This window comes from Streptomyces sp. NPDC001513, from assembly GCF_042894695.1.
In the GTDB taxonomy this organism is placed as follows: Bacteria; Actinomycetota; Actinomycetes; order Streptomycetales; family Streptomycetaceae; genus Streptomyces.
Window position 1 is genome coordinate 1 of record NZ_JBIAVU010000009.1, and the last position, 23,792, is coordinate 23,792.

Consider the following 23,792-nt stretch of genomic DNA (forward strand, 5'->3'; position numbering starts at 1 on the left):
CCGGGCCGGTTGGGCCGGGGTCGGGTGTGTGTCGGGGTGATCCCCGCAGGGCGCCGAACGCAACGAGGCCGATCTCTCCGACCCCTCGACACGTTCGGCGTCCGAGGAGACACCCCGGCGCGCGCCCGGCCCCGGCACAACCGGCCCCCCGCATACCCGGCCCGAGCGGCGCAGCCAACCGGCGCCCGGCCCCGGCACAACCGGCCCCCACCGTGCCCGGCCTGCTCGGATCCCGGCCAGGGGCTAGGCCGGGCCGGTGGCGACCGGGCGGAGGGGCGAGGGCACGCCCCACTCGCTCCAGGAGCCGTCGTACACGGCGGTGTCCTCGTACCCGGCGAGCTCGGCGGCGAGGGCCAGTACGCACGCGGTCACCCCCGACCCGCAGCTGAAGTAGAGGCGTCGGCGCCCGCCCGCCACCTCCTCGAAGGCCGTACGGAGTTCCCCGGCCGGCCGCATCAGGCCGTCGGGGTCCTGGAGTTCGCCGAACGGGAGGTTGACCGCGCCCGGCATGTGCCCGCCGCGCAGGCCCGGCCGGGGCTCGGGGGCGGTTCCGGCGAAGCGGCCGCGGGTGCGGGCGTCGACGACGGCCGCGGCCGGGTCGGTCAGGGCCGCGGCGACGGCCTCGCCGCCGACCAGCAGCCCGGCGCGGGGCCGGGCGGTGAAGGACCCGCGCGGGCCGTCGTACGCAGGGCCGGTGGCCTCGACGGGCAGCCCGGCGGCGGTCCAGGCGGGCAGTCCTCCGTCGAGGACGGCCACCCGGTCGAAGCCCATGGCGCGCAGCATCCACCAGGCGCGGGCACTGGAGTAGATCCCGGCGCCGTCGTAGACGACGACGGTGTCCGAGTCGTCCACGCCGAGTTCCCGCAGGGCCTCGGTGAACGCCCGCGCCCCGGGCATGGTGTGCGGGGCGGGCGCGTCGTGGTCGGACAGGGCTCCGTCGAGGTCGAAGGGACGCGCCCCCGGAATCCGACGCTCCGCACCCCGGTGGGCGCCGACGGAAGCGTCGAGGACCACGAGCCCGCCCACCCCCAGCCGCGCGCCCAGCCACCCCACCCCGACGAGTGCCCCGGGCGGCGGCCCGATCTCCGACCCGGCCGGCACCCCGGGCAGCGGCACAAGCAGCGGCACGGGCAGCGCTCCGGGCGCGGCGTTCTCGGGCGTGGTCATTCGGCACCTCCGGCTGTGCGACGCGGGTCGCCCCATCCTCCTCGACCCGACCGGACGGGCCCCCGCCCGGGCCCCCGCCCAGGCGGGTCAGGGGCAGCCGCCCGGGCGGGCGTACACCGCGATCCGGGCGCCGCGGACGCCGGTCGTCGAGCACAGTTCGAAGCGGGTGGCCAGCGTGTCCCGCTTGGCCGCCTCCCGCGGGTACGGGTCCAGCGGCTGCCCGGCCGGGTCCAGCAGGGCGATCACCCGCGGCGAGGCGAGCAGCGCCGCCCGGATCCGGTCCGGGGCCAGCTCGGTGCCCTGGAGGCTGTGCGAGGCCGCCGGGGTCCGCTCCAGGGCCACGTCGCGCAGTGACGCGTAGACCTCGGGCGAGGAGAGCAGCCACTCGCGCCGGCGCGCGGGCATGAACACCACCGCGTCGCCCGGCCGGGCCCGCTCCCGGACCGCGGCGGCCACCGCCAGGACGTCGTCCTTGCGGCTCTCCGGCGTACGCAGCCACGCCGACCAGATGCCGAACGGCACGAGCAGCGCCCCGGCCAGCACCCACGGCCACCACCCGCGGGCCGCCGCCAGCCGGGCCCCGGCCAGCAGGGCGGGTCCGGCCAGCGCGTAGAGCACGTAGCGGTCGACGTACCAGGGGTGCACCAGGGAGATCACCATCAGCAGCCCGGGCGGCAGCAGGGCGAGCGGAAGCGCCACCCGTACGAGGTCCTTCGCGGCCCCCCGCGCGAGCAGCAGGGACGCGCCGCCCACCACCCCGTACGCCGCCCAGTCCTGCCAGCTCGGCCGGCCGAGCCAGCCGAGCTGCTGCTCGGCCTGCCGGGCGCTCACCAGGGCCAGCGGCAGCAGCAGGGCCGCCACGATCCCGGCGCTCCACCGCCAGCCGCGCGAACGCCACGCGGTGAAGGCGTGGGCGAGCAGGGCCAGCACGGCGAACTCGTGGAGCCAGCAGCCGAGCAGCAGCACCACCGTGTACGCGGTCCACCGCTCGCGCAGCATCAGGTACGTCGCCCAGACCACGGCGGCCGCGACCAGGGCGTACGAGCGCCCCTCCTGGGCGTACATCTGTACCGGCGGCAGGACGGCGTACACGCAGCCGGCGATCAGCGCGGCCCGCTCCCCCGCGAGCCGGTGCGCGATCGCGGCCACCCCGGCGGCCGCGAGCGCGGTGGCGGCGACGGAGGGCAGCCGCAGCGCCCACAGGCCGCCGTCCCAGAGCTGGAACACCCCGTGCATGAGCAGGTAGTACAGGCCGTGGACGGCGTCGACGCCGCCCAGCAGGTCCCGGATCCCGCCGAGCGGCCGGTGGGCGACCTGCCAGGTGACGGACTCGTCGCGCCACATGCTGCCGCCCCGCTCCAGGCCCCAGAGGCCGAGGACCACGGCGAGCAGCGGCGGCAGCAGTCGCCAGGGGGCGATCCGGCTGATGTCGGCCTCCGGGTGCTGTCGGAACGGGTGTGCGGAATCCATACGGACTCCATACTCGGGGTTGGACCTGAGTGACTGCGGAGGTGGGTGTGCGCGCGTTACGAGCGGTGGCGGGCCTGGCGCTGGGTGCGGCGTTGCTGGCGGGGTGCGGACCGGCCGCCTCCACGGACGGCGACGACGCGCCTCCGAAGACCTCCACGACGTCGGGCCCGAGCCCGTCCGGGGGCACCTCGGGCTCCGGTACGGACCCCACTGCGGGCGCCACCACGAGCCCCACCGCCAGCCGCGTCCCCGCGCCCGGCGAGACCCTGGTCCGCGTCACCCGCACCGGCGGTTTCGCCGGCCAGACCCACACCCTCATCGTCAAGGGCGACGGCTCCTGGACCCGGCTGGACGCCAAGGCGAAGACGGAGAGCACCGGCACGATGCCGGAGACCGGGCTCGCCGCGCTGCGCACCGCCCTCCAGGAGGCGGACTTCGCCCACCTGCCCAGGATCGCCACGGGCGGCCCCACGATCTACGACGGGTACTTCTACGCCTTCGTGCACGGCGGCTACGAGGTGGCGGGCGACCAGGGCTCGCTGCCGCCGGCCCTGAACAAGGTGGTGGACGCCCTGCCCTCCTTCACTGCGGGCTAGGCCGGGGCGGCCGAGAGGTCCCGCAGCAGCCGGTCCAGGAACCCGCGCAGCCGGGCCGGCATGTCCACCCTGCCGGGCGCCAGCACCCACTGGATCTGCAGGCCGTCCATGACGGCGAGGATCTCCCGTCCGGCGGCCTCGCAGTCGGCGTCCGGGCGCAGTTCGCCGCGCGCGACGCCCGCCTCCAGCACGTCGAGGGTGTGGCCGAGCACCCGGGCGTAGCGCTGCTCGAAGTACGCGTGTGCGGGGTGTCCGGGGTCGGCGGCCTCGCCGACCAGGGTGTTGAACATCCGGACGATCCCGGGCCGCCGTTCGTTGTCGGCGGCGAGGTCCACGAGGGTGGTGAAGTACGCGGCGACCGATGCGGCGGGTTCGCCGAACCGCCGCTGCACGTCGTGCCGCTCGCTCTGGGCGAGCACCGACAGCAGCAGGTCCTCCTTGCCGCGGAAGTGGTGCAGCAGCCCGCCCTGGGTGATCCCGCAGCCGGCCGAGATCCGGGCCAGCGAGGAGGCGTGGAAGCCCCACTGCGCGAAGTGTTCGACGGCGGTGTCGAGGATCTTCTGCCGGCGGGCGTCGCCCACCGCGTAGGTCCCGCGCCCGGCGCCCGTCGAAGCCGCCCGCCCCGTGTCCCGTGCCATGCGCACCACCCTAAGGCGCCTCGCGCCCGCCTTCACCGAGGGTGACCCAGGTCACTTTTCAAAAACCTAGCGGGTACAAGGTTTTCGCCCCTACCGTGACGCCCACGCCGCCGAACCGCCCGGTCACGCAGTCCAGGAGCCCCGCCGTGAACGCAATCCCCGAGTACCAGGACGCCTCCCTCCCCGTCGAGCGGCGCGTGGCCGACCTGCTCTCACGGATGACGCTGGAGGAGAAGGCCGGCCAGCTCTTCCACTCGATGCTGATGATGAACGCGGACGGCAGCCCGGTCACCGAGACCGACGGCTCGATGCTCCCCTTCACCACGCCCGAGCTGGTCGAGGACCGCTTCCTGTCGCACTTCAACCTGCTCGGCACCTACGGGGCCCGCGAGATGGCCCGGTGGCAGAACGCCGTCCAGGAGATGGCCGCGGCCACCCGCCTCGGCATCCCGGTCACCCTCTCGACCGACCCGCGCCACGCCTTCACCGACAACGTCGGCGCCTCCTTCAACGCCGGCGCCTTCTCCGCCTGGCCGGAGGCCCTGGGCCTGGCCGCGATCGGCGATCCCGAGCTCGTCCACCGGTTCGCGGACACCGTCCGCCGCGAGTACCTCGCCGTCGGCTTCCGCGTCGCCCTGCACCCGCAGATCGACCTGGCGACCGAGCCGCGCTGGGCCCGCCAGACCGGCACCTTCGGCTCCGACGCCGACCTGACCGGCCGGCTCGTCCAGGCGTACGTACGCGGCCTCCAGGGCCCGGCCCTCGGCCCCGGGTCGGTGTCCGCCATGGTCAAGCACTTCCCCGGCGGCGGCCCGCAGAAGGACGGCGAGGACCCGCACTTCGCGCACGGCAAGGAGCAGGTCTACCCGGGCGGCATGCGCGAGCACCACCTGGAGCCGTTCAAGGCCGCGATAGCCGCCGGGTGCGCGCAGATGATGCCGTACTACGGCCAGCCGACGGGCACGGACTGGGAGGAGGTCGGCTTCGGCTTCAGCAGGGGCGTGGTCACCGGCCTGCTCCGGGAGGAGCTCGGCTTCGACGGGATCGTCTGCACCGACTGGGGGCTGCTCAACGACGCGACCATCTTCGGGCAGGTGCATCCGGCGCGCGCCTGGGGCCTGGAGCACCTGAGCGTGGCCGAGCGGGCGGCCCGCGCCCTGGACGCCGGCTGCGACCAGTTCGGCGGCGAGCAGTGCCCCGAGGTGGTCGTGGAGCTGGTCCGCTCGGGCCGCGTGGCCGAGTCCCGGATCGACGCGTCCGTACGCCGGCTGCTGCGCGAGAAGTTCACGCTCGGCCTGTTCGAGAACCCGTACGTGGACCCGGACCTGGCGGCCGAGACCGTGGGCCGGGCCGACTTCACGGCCCTGGGGGCCGCCGCCCAGCGCCGCTCCCTGACCGTCCTGACCAATGCGGACGGGCTGCTGCCGCTGGGCGGGCGGCCGAGGCTGTACGTGCGGGGCGTGGACGAGGCGGTCGCCGCCGGGTACGGCGAGGTGGTCGCCGGACCGGCCGAAGCGGACCTGGCCGTCCTGCGGCTGCGGACCCCGTACGAGCCCCGGGAGAACATCTTCGAGTCGTTCTTCCACTCGGGCTCGCTGGCCTTCCCCGAGCCGGAGCTGGCCGAGATCCTGGCCCTCCTGGACCGGGTCCCGACCCTGGTCTGCATCAACCTGGAGCGGGCCGCCGTCATCCCGGAGATCGCCGACCGCGCGGCCGCCCTGATCGCCGACTACGGCGCCTCCGACGCCGCCCTGCTGGACGTGGCCTTCGGCCGCGCGGTGCCCGAGGGCCGGCTCCCCTTCGAGCTCCCGCGCTCGATGGCGGCGGTCGCGGCCTCCCGTCCCGATGTGCCGAACGACACCCACGACCCGGTCTTCCCGCACGGGCACGGACTGGCCCTCTGAAGGGCCGCAGACGGCGGGGCACCTGACCGGTCCCGCCCGCCGGGTGCCGGTCCCGTGGGGGGTCCGGCACCCGGTACATATCATTCCGCTTACCCTGCTCCAGCACATATGCCATGTCCGAACCCCACGTAGCCGCAGGCCGGTGCCTCCTCTACGCTGCACCCCATTCACGCGGGATCTTCAGGGGCGGACATGGAACAGACACACACCACACACAACGGCGCCGCGGCGACACCCGGCGCCCAGCGGCGTGTGCTCGTCGTCGAGGACGACCACACCATCGCCGAGGCCATCGCGGCCCGCCTGCGCGCCGAGGGCTTCCAGGTGCAGACGGCGGCGGACGGCCCTGCCGCCGTCGCCGCGGCCGAGAGCTGGCTGCCGGAGCTGCTGGTCCTGGACGTCATGCTGCCGGGCTTCGACGGGCTGGAGGTCTGCCGCCGGGTCCAGGCGCAGCGGCCGGTCCCGGTGCTGATGCTCACCGCGCGCGACGACGAGACCGACCTGCTGGTGGGGCTCGGGGTCGGCGCGGACGACTACATGACGAAGCCGTTCTCGATGCGCGAGCTGGCCGCACGGGTCCACGTGCTGCTGCGCCGGGTGGAGCGGGCCACGATCGCCGCGCACACCCCGCGCGGGGCCACCCTGCGCCTGGGCGATCTGGAGATCGACCACGCGCAGCGCCGGGTCCGGGTGCAGGCCGAGGACGTGCACCTGACGCCGACCGAGTTCGACCTGCTGGTCTGCCTGGCCGGGACCCCGCGGGCGGTGCTCTCGCGGGAGCAGCTGCTGGCCGAGGTGTGGGACTGGGCCGACGCGTCCGGGACCCGTACGGTCGACAGCCACATCAAGGCCCTGCGGCGCAAGATCGGCGCGGAGCGGATCCGTACGGTCCACGGCGTCGGGTACGCCCTGGAGACCCCGGCCCAGGCATGAGCGGCCCGCCGAGCGGACAGCGGCAACGAGAGCGGCCGAGGCAGCGGCACCGGCCCGCCGGGGGCCTGCGACCCTTCTCGCCGTTCTCGATCAAGACCAAACTGGGCACGCTCGTGGTGGTCTCGGTCTTCATCACGACCGGCCTGCTGCTGGTGGCCCTGCGCACCGACACCGAGCTGCGTTTCATCACGGTCTTCTCGGTGATCGCCTCGATGCTGATCACCCAGTTCGTGGCGCACAGCCTGACGGCTCCGCTCGACGACATGACGACGGTGGCCCGGGCGATATCCCACGGTGACTACACCCGTCGGGTGCGCGGGGCCGGGCGCCGCGACGAGCTGGGCGACCTGGCCTCCACCATCAACCTGATGGCGGACGACCTGGAGGCCGTGGACCGGCACCGCAAGGAGCTCGTCGCCAACGTCTCGCACGAGCTGCGCACGCCGATCGCCGCGCTGCGGGCGGTGCTGGAGAACGTGGTGGACGGGGTCTCGGCCGCCGATCCCGAGACCATGCGCACGATGCTGAAGCAGACGGAGCGCCTCGGCGGGCTCGTGGAGACCCTGCTGGACCTGTCCCGGGTGGACAACGGCGTGGTCCCGCTGCGCGCCCGCCGCTTCGAGGTGTGGCCGTACCTGTCGGGGGTGCTGAAGGAGTCGCGGCTGGCGGCCGCCGGCCGGCCGGGGATGCTCTCCGGTTCGGGCGGGCACACCCGCAACGACGTGCACCTGCACCTGGACGTCTTCCCGCCCGAGCTGTGGGCGTACGCGGACAACGAGCGGCTGCACCAGGTGGTCGCGAACCTGATCGACAACGCGGTCAAGCACAGTCCCCCGCACGGCCGGGTCACGGTCCGCGCCCGGGGCGGCGACGCGCCCGGCGCCCTGGTGCTGGAGGTACGGGACGAGGGTCCCGGCATCCCCGAGGCGGAGCGCCACCGGGTCTTCGAGCGGTTCAACCGGGGCAGCGCCCGCGGGGGCGACGGAGGCACCGGACTGGGGCTCGCGATCGCCCGCTGGGCCGTGGAGCTGCACGGCGGGCGGATCGGAGTGGCCGAATCGTCACGCGGCTGCCGCATCCTCGTCACGCTTCCGGGCAGCTCCCAGGCGCCGGGTTGACGTAGGGTTCGAGTGGGAAGGACATGATCTCGGCCACACGTACCCGGGGTCCGTCAGGGGTGCGAAGCCATGGGGGCCGCAACCTCGGTGCCCCCTACCCGAACCACACTTGTTTCCCGCCATTCCAGGCGGTGAAACCCGCCGTTCGATGTGACCTGCGCGACGTAAGTCCCGCCCGGCCTGCATGCAGCGGCCGAGGAGGCGTAGCCTTTATTCCCGCTGTCCATACCTTGTGAAGCGGAAGAGGGCGGTTGCCGCCGTGTCGCCACAGTCCCCCAGTAACTCGAGCACCACGACCGAAGCAGCAGAGGGCGGGAAGAACCCTGCCTCAGGCTTCGGTGCCAATGAGTGGCTCGTCGACGAGATCTATCAGCAGTACCTCCAGGACCCGAACTCGGTCGACCGGGCCTGGTGGGACTTCTTCGCCGACTACAAGCCGGGGGGCGTCGCCGCTCCGGTGAAGTCCGCCGGCACGGAGAAGCCCACGACGACGACGGACGGCGCCTCCGCACAGGCCGCCACCACCGTCGCCCAGGCCCCGCAGGTCGCCGACGCCGCCACGGGGGCGGCGAGCGCCGCGCCCGCGACCGCAGCCCCGGCTCCCGCGCCCACGCCTGTGTCAGCTCCTGCCCCTGCTCCTGCCACCCCCTCTGGTGCCCCTGCTGTGACTGTCACCTCCCAGGCCCCGGCCGCCGCACCGGCCGCGCCCGCCCCCTCCGCCGTAGCCCCCCAGAAGGCCGCGCCCGCCACCGAGGCCCCCGCGGGCCCCGAGCTGGTGACGCTCCGCGGCCCCGCGGCTGCCGTAGCCAAGAACATGAACGCCTCCCTCGATGTGCCGACGGCCACGTCCGTCCGCGCCGTCCCGGTGAAGCTGCTGTTCGACAACCGCATCGTCATCAACAACCACCTCAAGCGCGCCCGGGGCGGGAAGATCTCCTTCACGCACCTGATCGGCTACGCGATGGTGCAGGCGATCAAGGCCATGCCGGCCATGAACAACTCCTTCGCGGAGAAGGACGGCAAGCCGACCCTGGTCAAGCCGGAGCACATCAACTTCGGCCTCGCGATCGACCTGGTGAAGCCCAACGGCGACCGCCAGCTCGTCGTCGCCGGCATCAAGAAGGCCGAGACCCTCAGCTTCTTCGAGTTCTGGCAGGCCTACGAGGACATCGTCCGCCGCGCCCGCGTCGGCAAGCTGACGATGGACGACTTCACCGGTGTGACGGTCTCCCTGACCAACCCCGGCGGCCTGGGCACCGTCCACTCCGTGCCCCGCCTGATGCCCGGACAGTCGGTCATCATGGGCGTCGGCTCCATGGACTACCCCGCCGAGTTCCAGGGCACCTCGCAGGACACCCTGAACAAGCTGGGCATCTCCAAGGTCATGACCCTGACCTCGACCTACGACCACCGGGTCATCCAGGGCGCGGCCTCCGGCGAGTTCCTGCGCATCGTCGCGAACCTGCTGCTCGGCGAGAGCGGCTTCTACGACGCCGTCTTCGAGTCGCTGCGCATCCCGTACGAGCCCGTCCGCTGGAACCGGGACATCGACGCCTCGCACGACGACGACGTCACGAAGGCCGCCCGCGTCTTCGAGCTGATCCACTCCTACCGGGTCCGCGGCCACGTCATGGCCGACACCGACCCGCTGGAGTACAAGCAGCGCAAGCACCCCGACCTCGACATCACCGAGCACGGCCTCACCCTGTGGGACCTGGAGCGCGAGTTCGCGGTCGGCGGCTTCTCCGGCAAGTCGATGATGAAGCTCCGCGACATCCTCGGCGTGCTGCGCGACTCGTACTGCCGCACCACCGGCGTCGAGTTCATGCACATCCAGGACCCGAAGCAGCGCCGCTGGATCCAGGACCGCATCGAGCGCCCGCACACCAAGCCGGAGCGCGAGGAGCAGCTGCGCATCCTGCGCCGGCTGAACGCGGCGGAGGCCTTCGAGACCTTCCTGCAGACGAAGTACGTCGGCCAGAAGCGCTTCTCCCTGGAGGGCGGCGAGTCCGTCATCCCGCTGCTCGACGCCGTCATCGACTCGGCCGCCGAGGCCCGCCTCGAAGAGGTCGCGATCGGCATGGCCCACCGCGGCCGCCTGAACGTGCTCGCGAACATCGTCGGCAAGTCGTACGCGCAGATCTTCCGCGAGTTCGAGGGCAACCTCGACCCGAAGTCCATGCACGGCTCCGGCGACGTCAAGTACCACCTGGGCGCCGAGGGCACCTTCACGGGCCTGGACGGCGAGCAGATCAAGGTCTCGCTCGTCGCGAACCCCTCGCACCTGGAGGCGGTGGACCCGGTCCTGGAGGGCGTGGTCCGCGCCAAGCAGGACGTCATCAACAAGGGCGGCACGGACTTCACGGTCCTGCCCCTCGCGCTCCACGGCGACGCGGCCTTCGCGGGCCAGGGCGTCGTCGCCGAGACGCTGAACATGTCGCAGCTGCGCGGCTACCGCACCGGCGGCACCGTGCACGTGGTCATCAACAACCAGGTCGGCTTCACCGCCGCCCCGGAGTCCTCGCGTTCCTCGATGTACGCGACCGACGTGGCCCGCATGATCGAGGCGCCGATCTTCCACGTGAACGGCGACGACCCGGAGGCCGTGGTCCGCGTCGCCCGTCTGGCGTTCGAGTTCCGCCAGGCGTTCAACAAGGACGTGGTCATCGACCTCATCTGCTACCGCCGCCGCGGCCACAACGAGTCCGACAACCCGGCGTTCACGCAGCCGCTGATGTACGACCTGATCGACAAGAAGCGCTCGGTGCGCAAGCTGTACACCGAGTCCCTCATCGGTCGCGGCGACATCACCCTGGAAGAGGCCGAGCAGGCGCTCCAGGACTTCCAGGGCCAGCTGGAGAAGGTCTTCGCGGAGGTCCGCGAGGCCTCGACGGCTCCGGCCGCCGGCGCCCCGGTGACGCCCGCGCAGACCGCGCAGGAGTTCCCGGTCGCCGTGAACACCGCGATCTCGCAGGAGGTCGTCAAGCGGATCGCCGAGTCCCAGGTCACCATCCCCGAGGGCGTCACCGTCCACCCGCGTCTGCTGCCGCAGCTGCAGCGCCGCGCGGCGATGATCGACGAGGGCACCATCGACTGGGGCATGGGCGAGACCCTGGCCTTCGGTTCGCTGCTGATGGAGGGCACCCCGGTCCGGCTGTCCGGCCAGGACTCCCGCCGCGGCACCTTCGGCCAGCGCCACGCGGTCCTCATCGACCGGGAGACGGGCGAGGACTACACCCCGCTGCTCTACCTCTCGGACGACCAGGCCCGCTACAACGTCTACGACTCGCTGCTCTCCGAGTACGCGGCCATGGGCTTCGAGTACGGCTACTCGCTGGCCCGTCCGGACGCGCTGGTCCTCTGGGAGGCCCAGTTCGGTGACTTCGTCAACGGCGCGCAGACGGTCGTCGACGAGTTCATCTCGTCCGCGGAGCAGAAGTGGGGCCAGACCTCCGGCGTCACCCTGCTCCTCCCGCACGGCTACGAGGGCCAGGGCCCGGACCACTCGTCCGCGCGTCCCGAGCGCTTCCTCCAGATGTGCGCGCAGGACAACATGACGGTGGCCATGCCCACCCTGCCGTCGAACTACTTCCACCTGCTGCGCTGGCAGGTCCACAACCCGCACCACAAGCCGCTCATCGTCTTCACCCCGAAGTCGATGCTGCGTCTGAAGGCGGCGGCGTCGAAGGCGGAGGAGTTCACGACCGGCTCGTTCCGTCCGGTCATCGGTGACAGCACGGTGGACGCGAACGCGGTCCGCAAGGTCGTCTTCTGCGCCGGCAAGGTCTACTACGACCTGGAGGCCGAGCGCGAGAAGCGCGGCATCACCGACACCGCCATCATCCGCATCGAGCGGCTGTACCCGCTGGCGGGTGCGGAGCTCCAGGCGGAGATCGCCAAGTTCCCGAACGCGGCGAAGTACATCTGGGCCCAGGAGGAGCCGGCGAACCAGGGCGCGTGGCCCTTCATCGCCCTCAACCTGATCGACCACCTCGACCTGGCGGTCGGCGCGGACGTCCCGGCCGGCGAGCGCCTGCGCCGGATCTCCCGCCCGCACGGCTCGTCCCCGGCGGTCGGCTCCGCGAAGCGCCACCAGGCGGAGCAGCAGCTCCTGCTGAACGAGGTCTTCGAAGCCTGACCGCTGCGCTGAGCTCAGCACCACGGAAGGCCCGGTTCCCCCTGAGGGAGCCGGGCCTTCCGGCCGTTCGGCGTCGATAGGCTGGACCATCGGCGAGAGCAGAGGAGTGCCCCGTGGGCAAGGTGGTCATGTACGGCTCCGTGTCGGTGGACGGCTTCGTCGCGGACGAGAACGACCAGCCCGGACCGCTGTTCGACTGGTTGTCCAGTGGTGACGTCCCGTTGGACGGGAGCGGCGTGCTGAAGGTCTCGCAGACGTCCTACGACTACACCCGGCCGTACTGGGACCGGATCGGAGTCACGATCGTCGGCCGCCGCGTCTTCGACCTGACGGACGGCTGGGACGGGAAGCCGCCGGGCGGGATCGACCACGTGGTCGTCGTGACGCACCGGCCGGCGCCCGAGGGCTGGGACCCCGGGGCGCCGTTCCACTTCGTCGACGGCGTCGGGGCGGCCGTGGCCAAGGCGCAGGAGCTTGCGGGTGACCGCCTGGTCGAGGTGGCCGCCGGCGACGTCGGTGGCCAGGTGCTCGCCGCGGGCCTGATCGACGAGGTGCGCATGGACGTCGTACCCGTCGTGTTCGGTTCCGGCAAGCGCTACTTCGGGTCGGTCCACGCGCAGCACCTGCTGGAGGATCCCGACGAGGTGATTCAGGGCAACCGGGTGCTCCACCTGCGCTATCGGGTGCGCCGTTGACCGGTGACACAGGACCGCCTACGGCTGCGGTTCGAAGTCCCAGTACGGGCGGACGCGTTGTTTCGCGGAGATCGTGTGGACGTGCTGGGCGCCGAGGGTGCGGGTCAGGCCCTTGATGCCCGCGTCCTCGTGCTTCGCGGCCTCCGTGTCCTCGCGGACGGCGCGGAGGTCGGCCGCGAGCGCGATCTGCGCGCTCAGCGTCATCGGGTGGTCCGGGCCCAGCACCTGTTCGGCCGTGCGCAGGGTGTCCCGGCTCAGGTCCAGCGCGTCCTCCAGCCGGCCGGTGATGTTGCGGTGGCCGGTGGCGTTCAGGGCGCAGCCCAGGGTCCACGGGTGGCGGTCGCCGAGCGCGCCCCGCATGCCGACGAGGGCCTGCTCCGCCAGCGAGAGGGCTTCCGCGCGTTCGCCCTGGGCGCGGAGCACCAGCCCGAGGTTGCCGACGGTGCCGATGCTGTACGGGTGGGCGAGGCCGAGCTGCGTCTGGTAGCCGCGGACCACGTCCTCGGAGATCCGGCGGGCCTCGCCGACGTCCCCGTACTCCCTGAGGTAGGTGGCGTAGTCGGAGGCGACCATCAGGGTCCACGGGTAGTCGACCCCGAAGACCCGCGTCGCCCGCTCCCACACGGTCCGCAGCCGCAGGCCCGCGCCGGGGATGTCCCCGGAACGGCGCAGGCACATCCCGAGGTTGTGCTCGGCGCGCAGGGTCTGCGGGTGGCCCAGCCCCAGCACCTGCGTGTTCAGCTTGACCCCCTGTTCCTGCCGGGTCTGCGCCTCCCGGTAGCGGCCCATCAGCCGCAGGCCCATGGCGCAGGCGATGCCGGAGGCGAGGGTGGAGATGTGCAGGGGCTTCAGGACCCGCTCGCGGCGGCGCAGCGTGTCCAGGTCGAGGTCGTAGGCGTCCTGGTAGCGGCCGAGCAGCCGGTAGGTGGCGGCGAGGTTGTTCTGGGCGTCCAGGGTGACGGAGTCGTCCTCGCCGAGCAGCTCCCGGTAGGTGCTCAGGCAGTGCTCGAAGATCTCCCGGGCCGGTTCGAACTTCGCGATGCACAGCAGTACGCCGCCGTACGCGCTGGTGGCGCGCAGGCTTTCCAGGTCCCGGTCGCCGCGCTCCGCGGTGAGCCGGCCGGACACGGCCTTGGTGAGGGTCTCGGCGCGCCGGAACAGGCCGAGGTTGCGCAGGGCGTTGCCGTACTGGTAGCTGAGCTCGCGCACCTTGGGGTGGTCCTCGCCGAGCACGGCCCGCCAGATCAGGTCGGTCTCCTCGCAGAGCCGCAGGCAGGTGCGGTACTCCCCGGCGAGGATCAGGTAGCGCAGGCAGCGCAGCAGGAAGTTCTGGATGCGCGGGTTGCCGCTGGTGAGCACCCCGGAGGTGGCCAGGTGCGGGACGAGTTCGGCGTAGCGGGGCCACAGCCGGGAGTCGGAGGGCCCGCCGGGGTCGGCGGCGGCGAGGACCTGCCGTACGGCGCGGGCGAGGGGTTCGGCCTCCTCCTCGGAGAGGTTCTCGCGGACGATGCCGTGGACCATGCGGTGCAGTTGTACGGTCTCCAGCCCGCCGCCGCCCTCTTCGGGGGGCAGGTCGGAGTACTCCAGGCGGACGACGGAGAACTGGACGAGCTTGTTGAGGGCGGCGTTCCACCTGATCTGGTCGTTGATCAGCCCGGCGAGCTGTTCGGGGACGTCGTCGGCGGGGAATTCGCGCAGCAGGCGCAGCGGTACCGGTCCGGGGGCGAAGAAGACGAACAGCCGCAGCAGGGCGAGGGCGTCGGGGAAGTTCTCCCGGACGTTGTTGAGGAGTATGGCGAGGGCCGTGGGGAAGGGCAGCGGGTAGTCGTCGGAGACGGTGACGGCTTCGTGGGAGTCCATCCGGCGCTGGAGGAGGGCGAGGTAGTCGCCGACCGCGAGCGGGGAGTCGGCGAGCCAGCCGGCGGTCTGGTCGAGGGCGAGCGGGTAGTCCTCCAGGGCCTCGGCGAGCTGGTCGGCCTCGTCGGCGGTGAGGCGCAGGGCGCGGCGGCGGATGAAGGTGATCGACTCGGGGCGGGCGTAGAGCGGGACTTCGACGAGGCTGGTGTGCCGGGTGGCCCATTCGCGGTTGCGGGAGGTGATGATCACGTCGCCCGCGCCGGAGGGCAGCAGGTCGATGAGGTCGTCGGGGTTGTCGCAGCCGTCGAAGACCATCAGCCAGCGGCCGTACGGGGATCCGCGCCGCAGCGCTTCGAGGACGGCCCGGATCTGCTCGCCGTAGCTGCCCGCGCCGCGGGGCAGGCCGAGGGCGGGGGCCAGGTCGGCGAGGCGTTCGCGCAGGGTGGGCCGGTCCTCGGCGGGGACCCACCACACCACGTCGTACTCGGAGGCGAAGCGGTAGGCGTACTCGGTGGCGACCTGGGTCTTGCCGACGCCGGAGAGGCCGAGCAGGGTGACGGTGGAGGCGCCGGCCGGTGCCTCGGTCAGGGCTTCGCGCAGGGTGCCGATGACGTCGTTGCGGCCGGTGAAGCGCGGGTTGCGGCGCGGGACCCGGCCCCAGATCTCGGGCGGGTCGTTGGGGAAGCGGGGGCCGCGGCGGCCGCTCTCGGTGCCGATCCGGTCGGTGGGCAGCTCCAGCCGGCGCAGCACGCGGTACTCCGCCTCGTACGCGTCCAGGCCCCACAGGTCGGTCTTCTCCAGTACGGCGACGGCGCTGGGCAGCGGGGCGTCGGTGAGGCAGACGGCCGCGAACCGGTCGGGGTGGCGGTCGGTGACGGCGCGCAGGGCGGTGTTCCACTCCTCGTCGGCGTGGGTGCCGGCGGAGAAGTAGCGCTCGCTGAGGACGAGGAGGACCCGGCTGCCGGAGCGGGCGAGGTCGTCGAGGGCGGGGGTGATGCCGGGGCTGTTCTGCGGGTCCCAGCGCTGGAGGGCGACGCGGTGGCCGTGTTCCTCCAGGCGGTGGCCGATCCACACGGCCCAGGGGCGGTTGAATCCGGCGAAGCTGATGACGAAGCGCTGCGGCTGGGCGTGCGGGTACGGGTGCGGGGTGTTGCCCTGGTCCTGCCGACTACCGGTGGTCATGCGCCGTCTCCCTGGGCTCCGGGCAGTGGACGGGACTGAAAAGGTACCGCAGGGGTGCCGGTGGGCGCGGCCCCTCAACCGCGGGCGAACGGGGCGAGTTCGGGATGTGCCTCGCACCAGGCGCGGCGCTCCCGGTCGACGGCCCGGCGGGCCGCGATGTGCTGGTCGCCGGGCGGCGGCAGCTCGTCCATGGCCCGTTCGGCGGCGGCCATCGCCTCGGTGAACTCCCGGCCCGCCGCGGTCAGTCGGTCGTGGGCCAGCAGGGCGGGCAGCACGGCGGCCACCTGGGCGCGGATCCGGGCGTGCTGGGCCCAGGCGCCGCGGGCCCCGTAGAGGGCGGCCCGCTGCCAGTACCCGGCCAGGGCCAGGTGGGCGTAGGCGCCGTGCAGGAGTCCCTCCAGCGGGCGGGGGTCGCCGCGCCAGGGGGCCCAGTGCCGGGGGGTGCGGTCGGCGGTGTGCAGGGTCAGGACGTCGGCGAGGGCGGCGAGTTTGCCGTGCTGGACCTCGTGGACGAGGGTGGCGGCCAGGGCGGGCGGGGCCTGCGCGCGGGCGAGGACGGAGCCGGCGGCCGCGGGCAGGGTGGCACCGTTGGAGCGGGAGCCGCCGGACAGCGGTACGACGGAGCGCAGCAGTTGCGCGGTCTCCTCGGCGCGGACGGTGTCGTAACGCAGCAGCAGGGTGAGCGCGCCGGACCACTGGGTGTCCCAGCGCTTGTGCCCCTTCGGCGTGAGCCGGCGGGCGGGGCGGACGGGCGCGGGCTGCGCGGGTCCGGGCGCCCGGTAGGGGTCGAGGTCGTCGAGGGCGGTCCGGCCCCCGGGCAGGGCGTGCAGGGGCAGGGTGGCCGGGTCGTCGGGGTCCCAGGAGCGTTCGGTGAGGGCGAGGGGGCCGGGGCGGTCGGGGCGCAGCAGTCCGAGGGTGGGCAGGACGAGCCGGCCGTGCTGGGGCCGCAGGGTGTGGGTGAAGGCGATCCCGGCGCGCAGGGCGGCGGCTACGGCGAGGGCCCCGAGGTGGCCGAGGTCGGGCGGGGGTCCGTACGAGGCGTGCAGCCGGCGCAGGGTCTCCTCGGCCCAGACCCCGGTGGCCGGGTAGTGCAGTACGTCGCGCACGGCGCCCGCGTCGCGGCGCTCGGCCTCCTCCAGCAGGGCCCAGTGGCCGGCGGCCTCCCCGGACGGGCCGCCGGGGGCGGCGTCGAGGACCGCGCGGAGCAGGACCAGGCGTTTGGAGCGGCGCACGTCGCGGACCAGGCGGGTGCCTTCCGGGGAGGGTTCGGTGGAGGCGAGGGCGCGCAGGGTGCGGGAGGAGACGGTGAAGGCGGTGAGCGCGGTGGTCATGAGGCGACCGCCGGCGGGTGGACGGCGGTGGCACGGGCGGCTCGCGGGGGGACGGTCGGAGGGGCCTGGGCGGTGCGCTGGGCGGGCGTGGGGAGTGTGGCGGGCGTGGCGGGCGTGGGGGGAGGCTGCGCGGCCCGGTGGACGGCGGTGGCGATGTGCCGGATGAGCACCTGGAGGTCGGCGCAGTACACGGACGGCTGCCGGAAGCCCTCGCCGGCGCGGTAGCGGTGCGGGTAGTGCCCGCCGCCGCACACCTCGACCAGCTCGCAGGCGCGGCAGCCGGCGGCGAGCGCGTCCCGTCCGAGCTGGCGGGCGGCGAGGCCGGGGTGGTCGAGGAGCTGGTCGAAGCTGTGGGTGTCGAGGCTCATGCCGGTCGCGGCGGCGCCCTCGTACGCGGATTTCAGTGAATCGGCCTGTTCGATGGAGCCGTCGGTCTCGATCACGGCGGTGGCGGCGGGCGCGAGCCCGAGGGTCTCGGTGGCGGCGGGCAGGCCGAGCAGCAGGGCGATGATCTCCTCGAAGAGCCGGATCCGGGTGCGCCGTACCCCGTCGTGCCACCAGCGCTCGAAGACGGCGAGCAGCCAGTCGGCGTACGGGGTCAGGCCCGGGTGGTGGCCGGGGGGCGGGACGCTCCAGTTGGCGAGCGGCAGCAGCAGTCCGACACTGGGCGGGGCGAAGGCGAGCAGGGACTCGTACGTCTCCACCGGGTCCTGGTCGAGGTCGACGACGCACAGCACCCCGGCGTAGCTGTCCGGGTGCCGGGCCAGCAGCCGTAGGCCCCGGGCGGCCGCGCCGAAGCCGGGCCGCCCGGCGTGGTCCACGCGCCGGGCGTTGTGCGCGGGCAGGCCGCCGTCGAGGCTGACGCCGACGCGGATCCCGGCGGTGGCGAGCGCGGCGAGGCGGCCGCGGGTGAGCAGGGTGCCGTTGGTCTGGACGGTGGCGGTGACCCGGGTGTGCGGGGCGGCCCGGGCCACGGCGGCCCGTACGGCGTCGACCGGCCCGGCCAGCGCGGCGGGGGCGGTGAGCAGCGGTTCGCCGCCGTGCAGCACCAGGTCGACGCGGGGCAGTCCGTGGGCGGCGGCGTGCTCGGCGATCCGCTCGGCGGCGCGGGCGGCGGTGGCGGGGGTCATCGCGGGCGGCTGGCCGCGCCAGCCCTGGTCGGCCATCTCGTAGACGTAGCAGTAGGTGCAGGCGAGGTTGCAGCGGCTGCGCGTCTTGAGGACGAACTGCCGTATCGGGTGCGGCCGGTGTCCGGCGGCCCGGGCGGCGGCCACGTCGAGCCGGTCATAGGGCCAGGGCGCGTACCGGGCATGACGCAACCGGTGCACCGCGCCGGGCTCCTGCCAGGACCGACCCGCGTCCGGCTGGGACCGACCCGGGGCCTTGTGCGGCCGGGCGGGGTCTGGCTGGGACCGGGCCGGGTCTGGTTGCGGCCGGGCTGGGGCCTCCTGAGGCCGGGCCGGGACCGGCTGGGGCCGGGCCGGGTCCTGGTGGGGCCGGGCTGGATCTTGCTGAGGCTGGGCCGCGGCCTGCTGAGGGCGAGCCGGAACCGGCTGGGACCGGGCCGGGTCTTGAGGCCGGGCCTGGACCGGCTGGGGCCGGGCCGGGTCCTGGTGCGGCCGGGCCAGGACCTGCTGCGGCCGGGCGGGGGCCTGCTGGGGCCGGGCCGGGTCGGGCTGGGACCGGGCCGGGTCCTGGTGCGGCCGGGTTGGGTCGGGCTGGGCTGGGGGCTGGTGCGGGGCGGCGGCGCCGGTGGGCGCGGGCAGGACGGAGTCGCTCGTGACCGCTCGCCTCATCGCCCCGCCTCCCTCCCCCTCGCCGCCGGGGGGCGACCCCCGGCGGACGGTCCATCCCTGCCCTTCGGACGGACCCGGCTAACGGCGGAAAGTGGTCAACTCGCTTTCAAGGTGGGGCGGATCAGGCACGCTCCGGTCAGGCCACTCCGGAGTCGAAGGCGTTGAGGATCTCGGCCGGATGCGTCACCCGCTCGACCATGCCCTCGATCACCTGGGCCAGCACGGGATGGTCGATCCCGCGCAGTGCGGCCAGGTCCAGCCCGGAGAGATCCGGCAGGCGCCCGGGGCACGCCGGGGTCACCGCCTCCACTTCCTGCCGCTTCGTCACCATGTGCCGCTGCTCCCCCTGTCGCGTCGCGGACCGGACGGTCCACTGCCCTTTCCCTCCGGCCGGTCCGCGGAAACAGCGCGCTCCGCTCGGACAGGGCCTGGCCGCTCCGCCGTCAGAGGGCTGATTCCAGGGCCCGCACGCGGGCGCGGAGCGCCTCCGTCCGGCCTTCGGCTTCGGCTTCGGTGCCCGCGTCGGGCCGCGTCCACAGCTCCAGCGCGGAGCGGTACGCGTCCAGGGCGGCGCGGGGGCGGGCGAGGCGCTCCAGCACCTCCCCGCGCGACTCCTGTACGCGGGCGGCCAGTCGGACGGCGGTGCCCGCGGAGCCCGCCGTGCCGGCGGTTCCGGCGGTTCCGGCGGTTCCGGCGGGGGTCTCGTGGCCTGCGCGGCGGTCGAGGTCCGCGCGGATCCCGGGTCCGACCTGCCCGTCCGGCCCGGCCTGGCCGGCGCGGCCTTCGTCGCCTTCGCGGTCGGCCTCCAGGGCGGCCCGCCAGGCCCGCCGGTAGGAGTCCGCCGCCCGGTCCAGGCGTTCCACCGCCCGGGTGTGACCGTGGATCTCCTGCTGCACGTCGCCGTGGTCCCGCCAGGCCCGGGCCCGCTCCAGCGGGCTGCGGCTGTGCCGGACGGCCAGTTCCAGCAGGTACTCCGCCTCCCGCAAGGCCACCGGGTCGCCCTCGTACGCGTGCCGCAGCCGCAGCCCGGTGGCCAGCCGCATCAGCCGGTGCGCGGCTCCCGGGTCCGACTGCGGGACCGCCGCCCGGCTGTCGCGCAGGACGCGTACGGCGGCCCCGGTGAACGGCCGTCCGTCGGCGGCCCGGGCCCGCTCCAGCAGCACCTCGCCCCACTCGGGCAGCAGCTCGCCGAAGGCCTCCCCGTCGCGGGGGATCAGCCGCCGGGCCCGGCCGTACGCCTCGGCCGCGTCCTCCAGCGCCACCGGGTCGGCGTCGCGCGCGTACCGCTCCCGGTGCACCCGGGCCAGGCACACCAGGGCGGCCACCCGCAGCTCCGGGTCCCCGCCGGCCTCCTCCAGGGCCGTGGTCAGCTGGCCGGCTGCCTCCTCCAGCCGGGCCGGCAGGTAGCGCAGCGCCCCGGCCAGGTCCACCCGTACCCGGGCCTCGGCGGCCGTGGCCCGGGCCGCGCCCGCGGCCGGTACGGCCAGCCGGGCGGCGGCCTGTTCGGCCAGGGCCGTGCGCTCGGCCGGGTCCGCGGTGCGGGGCAGCAGGGCCAGGAGCACCCGGCCCAGGGCCCGTTGCAGTGCGGGGTCCGGCTCGGGCCCCGCGTCGGGGTGCGCGTCCAGGTCCCCGCCGAGGGGCCCGTCGAGGGCCCGGCCGGGGGCGGCCGGGGGTCCGGCCGGGGGTCCGGCCAGGGGTTCCAGGGCCGCGCGGGCCTCGCGGAGGGCGCCCGCGTCCGGGCGCAGCCCGCTCAGCCGGATCAGGGTCTCGGCCCGCCGTACCGCGCAGTCCCGCCGCAGCTCCGGGTCGGCCGTGGCGCCCGCCGCCGCGAACTCCCGGTCCGCTTCGGCGAGGAGTTCCGCGTCGGGGCCGTGGGCCAGCGCCCGCTCGTACAGCACCCGGCCGAGGACCGCCCGCGCCGGCGGGGTCCGCAGCCCGGTGACGGCCCGTTCGGCCTCGGCGAGGAGTTCCGGGTCCCGCTGGACCGTCCACAGCCGCAGCAGCGCTCCCGCCAGTTCGGTCTCCGCCTCCTCCGGCGGGTCGCCGGGCGCCACCGGGGCCGTCGCCGCCCGCCGCAGGACCGCCACGGCCTCGTGCAGGGCCCGCGCGCCGCCGTCCGCGGCCGCGTCCGCGAGCCGGGCCCGTGCGGCCCGCACCGCTCCGGCCCGCCCGAGCGGGGGGACGGCGGGAGGCTCCCGGCGGGCCGGGCCCTCCTCCGGCATGCCGGGCACGTAGCGCCGTACAACTTTGGCCGAAACCTGCGCGAAGGCCTGCGGGAGCCGCCCCTCGGGCACCCGCTCGGCGTCCTGCGGCCCGGGGTCGGCCGGCGCCGGCGGGACCCCGGTGAGCTGCGAGACCGCGAGCGCGGGGAAGTTCCGTACGCCCCGCCCGAAGTGCGCGCCCACGTACTCCGAGCAGTGCTTGAGCACCAGCGCCGCCTCGTCCCGCCCCAGTGGCCCCAGCAGCACGTCCTGCACCCCGGGGACGAACTCGTACCAGTGCCCCGGCCCGGGCCCGCTGCGCCGCAGCAGCCCGCTCAGCAGCACCTCCGCCAGGTCGGAGGGCTCCGAGTCCGGCAGCATCGTGCGCTGCACCAGCCGCATCACGGGCAGCGTCAGCGGCGCCGCCGACAGGTACACCGCCAGCTGTACGGCCCGGGGCGCGGCCGAGGACCGGAACCGGGCCACCAGCTCGCGCGGCGGCCGGACGGCGCGCGGCGGCGGTACGGGCACGGCCGGATGGTCGGCCAGCACCCGGCCGACCTCGGCCGGTACCGGCCCGGTGCCGAGTCCGGCGACGAGCCGGGCCCAGGCCCCGAGGGCGGTCGGGCTCGGCGGCAGCACGGGCACGGTGAGCCCGCCCGTGGGCCGTCCGGGCAGCGGCGGCCGGTCGGGGCGGAACCTCAGCCGCTGCCCGCCGCCCTCCGGCCGGGTGAGCGTGCCCCGTTCGGTCGGCAGCCAGCTGCGGCCCCACAGCCGCTGCGGCAGCGGCTGGACGACCATGCACGGGGTGCACTCGGCCCACCGGTACAGCAGCCGCTGCGCGGCGCCCTCGCGCCACAGCGGCCCGGTGCAGTCGGAGACCACCATGGTCAGGGCCCGGCCGGTGGGGTCCCGCAACTGGTCGCCGGAGCGCAGCCCGGAGCCGGGTACGGGGCTGCGGCCGAGGACCGCCGTACCGTCCGGGAGGCGGTGCAGGTAGTGCACCTGGACGTCCCGAAAGGCTCCCAACCGCTCGCACACGGACCGCAGTTCGTCGAACATGTCCTGCCAGACGGCCATCGAGGGGGAGGCGTCCATCACCAGCCGCAGGGTCGCCTCGCGCCGGCTCTCCGGCCGGAACACCGGGATGACCAGCCCGAGGGCCCGGGCGCTGGCCTCGGCGGTGGCCGGTTCGTCGATCACCAGCCGGGTGGGCGGGACGGGCGGGCGGTGCCGCTGGAGGGCGCGCAGGGCCCGCTGGACGTCCAGGATGCGGGGCAGCGCGGCGGCGCGGGGCACCCGTACGGGCACTCCGTACTCCTCGGGCGACTCCTCGGGCCGGTCCCCCTCGGCCCCGCCGGCGCGGCGCGCGCCCGGTGCGTAGAGCCTGACCGGATCGTCGGCGTCCGGCTGTGCCCGTTCGGGTTCGACGGGCTTGCCGGCCGGGTCCTCGGCGTCCTCATCGGGGTCCGGGTACGGCCCCGGCGCGCCCCGGGCGGCCGGCCCCGGACCGCGGATGTGCCCGGCGAGCCAGAGGGCGTCGGCGAGTTCCTCGGCGCTCGGGTCGAGCCCGGCGGCGCGCAGCAGCGCGGCCAGTTCGCGGACGCCCTGCCGGGGCTCGGGAGCAGCGGCGGGAGGTACGGCGGGCGGGGGCGCGGCGGGAGTCGGCGGCACGGCCCGTCACCTCGGGCGGTCGAGGCGCTGGATGAGCAGGTCCGCGAGGTCCTCCCGGGTGGGCGGGGCGGCGTAGTGGGTCAGGTACACGGCGTTGAGCAGCTGGTCGGCGGCGACCAGTTCGGTCTGGGAGCGGCTGAGGAACTCCCGGATCAGGTCCGCCCCGAGCCGGGCGGCCTCCTCGCCGAGGTGGGCGCGGACCATGGTGGCGAGCCGCTTCTCGCCGGGCTGCCCGAGCTTGAGCTGGATGCAGCGGCGCAGCAGGGCGGCCGGGAAGTCCCGTTCGCCGTTGCTGGTCAGGATGATGAAGGGGAATTCCCGGCAGCGGACCCGGCCGCCGCGGACGGTCTCCTTGGTCCCGTCGTCGGTGAGCACCTGCACCTCGGGCTCGGTGTCGGCGACCCGCTCCAGCTCGGGGAGCGCGAACTCCCCTTCCTCCAGCACGTTCAGCAGGTCGTTGGGCAGGTCGATGTCGCTCTTGTCGAGTTCGTCGATGAGGAGCACCCGGGGCCGTGCGGTGGGGAGCAGGGCGGTGCCCAGCGGCCCGAGCCGGATGTACTTCCCGATGCCGGGGGCCGTTCCGGTGCCGTGCGCCGCACCCCCGCCCGCAAGCCCGCCTCCGCCACCGCCACCGCCACCGCCACCGCCACCGCCACCGCCACCGCTCGCCGCGAGCTGTACGTCCTGCAGCCGGGCGAGCGCGTCGTACCGGTACAGCCCGTCCTGCAGCACGGTCCGCGAGACCACCGGCCAGCGCAGCACCCGTCCGAGCTTCAACTCGTGGGCGACGGCGTGCGCGAGGGTGGACTTGCCCGTTCCGGGGAAGCCGGTCACGAGCAGCGGCCGGCGCAGGTACAGCGCCGCGTTGACGGCCTCCAGTTCCTCGGGCTCCGGCCGGTGCAGCTCGGCGGCCTGCCGGTGCGCCCCGAGCCGCCGGGCGACGTTGCCGTCGGCGGCCGCGGCCGGCCCGCCCGGCTCCGCCACCGGTCCGCCGTCGAAGTCCCGCCAGGGCGGCGGATCGGGCAGGGCGTCGATCCCGTCATGGGGCTCACCGACCCCCCGGTATATGAGCCACTCGTCGTTCATTGCCCC

Annotated in this window: 15 protein-coding genes; 6 read left to right on the forward strand and 9 right to left on the reverse strand. The window is 74.5% G+C overall.

The window, feature by feature from the left end; translation table 11 throughout:
* Positions 1 to 243 precede the first annotated feature (243 nt).
* Complete coding sequence (locus ACFYZ4_RS20640) at positions 244 to 1,167, reverse strand: sulfurtransferase (protein ID WP_390784518.1); 924 nt, start codon at positions 1,165 to 1,167, stop codon at positions 244 to 246.
* Positions 1,168 to 1,254: 87 nt separating this feature from the next.
* Entirely contained in the window at positions 1,255 to 2,637 is a 1,383-nt protein-coding gene (locus ACFYZ4_RS20645) for a hypothetical protein (RefSeq protein WP_384349853.1), read from the reverse strand.
* A gap of 47 nt (positions 2,638 to 2,684) precedes the next feature.
* On the opposite strand from ACFYZ4_RS20645, the gene ACFYZ4_RS20650 reads away from it, so the two are divergent.
* Positions 2,685 to 3,233 (forward strand): hypothetical protein, encoded by a 549-nt coding sequence (locus ACFYZ4_RS20650; protein WP_390784519.1) that lies wholly within the window; start codon positions 2,685 to 2,687, stop codon positions 3,231 to 3,233.
* Here ACFYZ4_RS20650 and ACFYZ4_RS20655 read toward each other — a convergent pair.
* Positions 3,230 to 3,871: a TetR family transcriptional regulator gene (locus tag ACFYZ4_RS20655; protein WP_351292412.1), complete on the reverse strand. Its 642-nt coding sequence runs from the start codon at positions 3,869 to 3,871 to the stop codon at positions 3,230 to 3,232. The two genes, ACFYZ4_RS20650 and ACFYZ4_RS20655, sit on opposite strands and share 4 nt — an antisense overlap.
* 146 nt (positions 3,872 to 4,017) lie before the next feature.
* Here ACFYZ4_RS20655 and ACFYZ4_RS20660 point away from each other — a divergent pair, with 146 nt between their 5' ends.
* The 5 genes from ACFYZ4_RS20660 (at position 4,018) to ACFYZ4_RS20680 (ending at position 12,659) form a co-directional block, all read left to right on the forward strand.
* Positions 4,018 to 5,775 carry a glycoside hydrolase family 3 protein gene (locus ACFYZ4_RS20660; RefSeq protein WP_390784520.1) on the forward strand — a complete coding sequence of 586 codons (1,758 nt, stop codon included), beginning with the start codon at positions 4,018 to 4,020 and terminating at the stop codon, positions 5,773 to 5,775.
* Positions 5,776 to 5,967: 192 nt separating this feature from the next.
* Entirely contained in the window at positions 5,968 to 6,708 is a 741-nt protein-coding gene (locus ACFYZ4_RS20665; RefSeq protein WP_351583452.1) for a response regulator transcription factor, read from the forward strand.
* The gene (locus ACFYZ4_RS20670; protein ID WP_351292418.1) at positions 6,705 to 7,826 is read left to right on the forward strand and encodes a HAMP domain-containing sensor histidine kinase; all 1,122 of its coding nucleotides are present in this window, start codon (positions 6,705 to 6,707) and stop codon (positions 7,824 to 7,826) included. Before ACFYZ4_RS20665 ends, ACFYZ4_RS20670 begins: the two co-directional genes overlap by 4 nt.
* A gap of 259 nt (positions 7,827 to 8,085) precedes the next feature.
* Complete coding sequence (locus ACFYZ4_RS20675) at positions 8,086 to 11,964, forward strand: multifunctional oxoglutarate decarboxylase/oxoglutarate dehydrogenase thiamine pyrophosphate-binding subunit/dihydrolipoyllysine-residue succinyltransferase subunit (protein ID WP_351292420.1); 3,879 nt, start codon at positions 8,086 to 8,088, stop codon at positions 11,962 to 11,964.
* 113 nt (positions 11,965 to 12,077) lie between these two features.
* Entirely contained in the window at positions 12,078 to 12,659 is a 582-nt protein-coding gene (locus ACFYZ4_RS20680; RefSeq protein WP_390784521.1) for a dihydrofolate reductase family protein, read from the forward strand.
* Between the two features lie 18 nt (positions 12,660 to 12,677).
* Here ACFYZ4_RS20680 and fxsT read toward each other — a convergent pair whose 3' ends face one another.
* The 6 genes from fxsT to ACFYZ4_RS20710 form a co-directional block, all read right to left on the reverse strand.
* Positions 12,678 to 15,698 (reverse strand): FxSxx-COOH system tetratricopeptide repeat protein, encoded by a 3,021-nt coding sequence (fxsT, locus tag ACFYZ4_RS20685; RefSeq protein WP_390784522.1) that lies wholly within the window; start codon positions 15,696 to 15,698, stop codon positions 12,678 to 12,680.
* A 74-nt stretch (positions 15,699 to 15,772) separates the two neighbouring features.
* Positions 15,773 to 17,029, reverse strand: coding sequence for an HEXXH motif domain-containing protein (locus ACFYZ4_RS20690; protein ID WP_351292426.1), 1,257 nt, complete (start codon positions 17,027 to 17,029; stop codon positions 15,773 to 15,775).
* Positions 17,026 to 18,303 (reverse strand): FxsB family cyclophane-forming radical SAM/SPASM peptide maturase, encoded by a 1,278-nt coding sequence (locus tag ACFYZ4_RS20695; RefSeq protein WP_390784647.1) that lies wholly within the window; start codon positions 18,301 to 18,303, stop codon positions 17,026 to 17,028. Before ACFYZ4_RS20695 ends, ACFYZ4_RS20690 begins: the two co-directional genes overlap by 4 nt.
* Positions 18,304 to 18,961: 658 nt before the next feature.
* The gene (gene fxsA, locus ACFYZ4_RS20700; protein ID WP_030709793.1) at positions 18,962 to 19,156 is read right to left on the reverse strand and encodes an FxSxx-COOH cyclophane-containing RiPP peptide; all 195 of its coding nucleotides are present in this window, start codon (positions 19,154 to 19,156) and stop codon (positions 18,962 to 18,964) included.
* 112 nt (positions 19,157 to 19,268) lie between these two features.
* Positions 19,269 to 22,700 (reverse strand): SAV_2336 N-terminal domain-related protein, encoded by a 3,432-nt coding sequence (locus ACFYZ4_RS20705; protein ID WP_390784523.1) that lies wholly within the window; start codon positions 22,698 to 22,700, stop codon positions 19,269 to 19,271.
* Between the two features lie 6 nt (positions 22,701 to 22,706).
* On the reverse strand, positions 22,707 to 23,786 hold the full coding sequence (locus tag ACFYZ4_RS20710; protein ID WP_390784524.1) for an AAA family ATPase: 1,080 nt from the start codon (positions 23,784 to 23,786) through the stop codon (positions 22,707 to 22,709).
* Positions 23,787 to 23,792 lie beyond the last annotated feature (6 nt).

Coding starts and splice junctions, on each gene's coding strand:
- ACFYZ4_RS20640 (WP_390784518.1), bottom strand. CDS start 1,167: ATGACCACGCCCGAGAACGCCGCGCCCGGAGCGCTGCCCGTGCCGCTG.
- ACFYZ4_RS20645 (WP_384349853.1), bottom strand. CDS start 2,637: ATGGATTCCGCACACCCGTTCCGACAGCACCCGGAGGCCGACATCAGC.
- ACFYZ4_RS20655 (WP_351292412.1), bottom strand. CDS start 3,871: ATGGCACGGGACACGGGGCGGGCGGCTTCGACGGGCGCCGGGCGCGGG.
- ACFYZ4_RS20665 (WP_351583452.1), top strand. CDS start 5,968: ATGGAACAGACACACACCACACACAACGGCGCCGCGGCGACACCCGGC.
- ACFYZ4_RS20670 (WP_351292418.1), top strand. CDS start 6,705: ATGAGCGGCCCGCCGAGCGGACAGCGGCAACGAGAGCGGCCGAGGCAG.
- fxsT (WP_390784522.1), bottom strand. CDS start 15,698: ATGACCACCGGTAGTCGGCAGGACCAGGGCAACACCCCGCACCCGTAC.
- ACFYZ4_RS20690 (WP_351292426.1), bottom strand. CDS start 17,029: ATGACCACCGCGCTCACCGCCTTCACCGTCTCCTCCCGCACCCTGCGC.
- fxsA (WP_030709793.1), bottom strand. CDS start 19,156: ATGGTGACGAAGCGGCAGGAAGTGGAGGCGGTGACCCCGGCGTGCCCC.
- ACFYZ4_RS20710 (WP_390784524.1), bottom strand. CDS start 23,786: ATGAACGACGAGTGGCTCATATACCGGGGGGTCGGTGAGCCCCATGAC.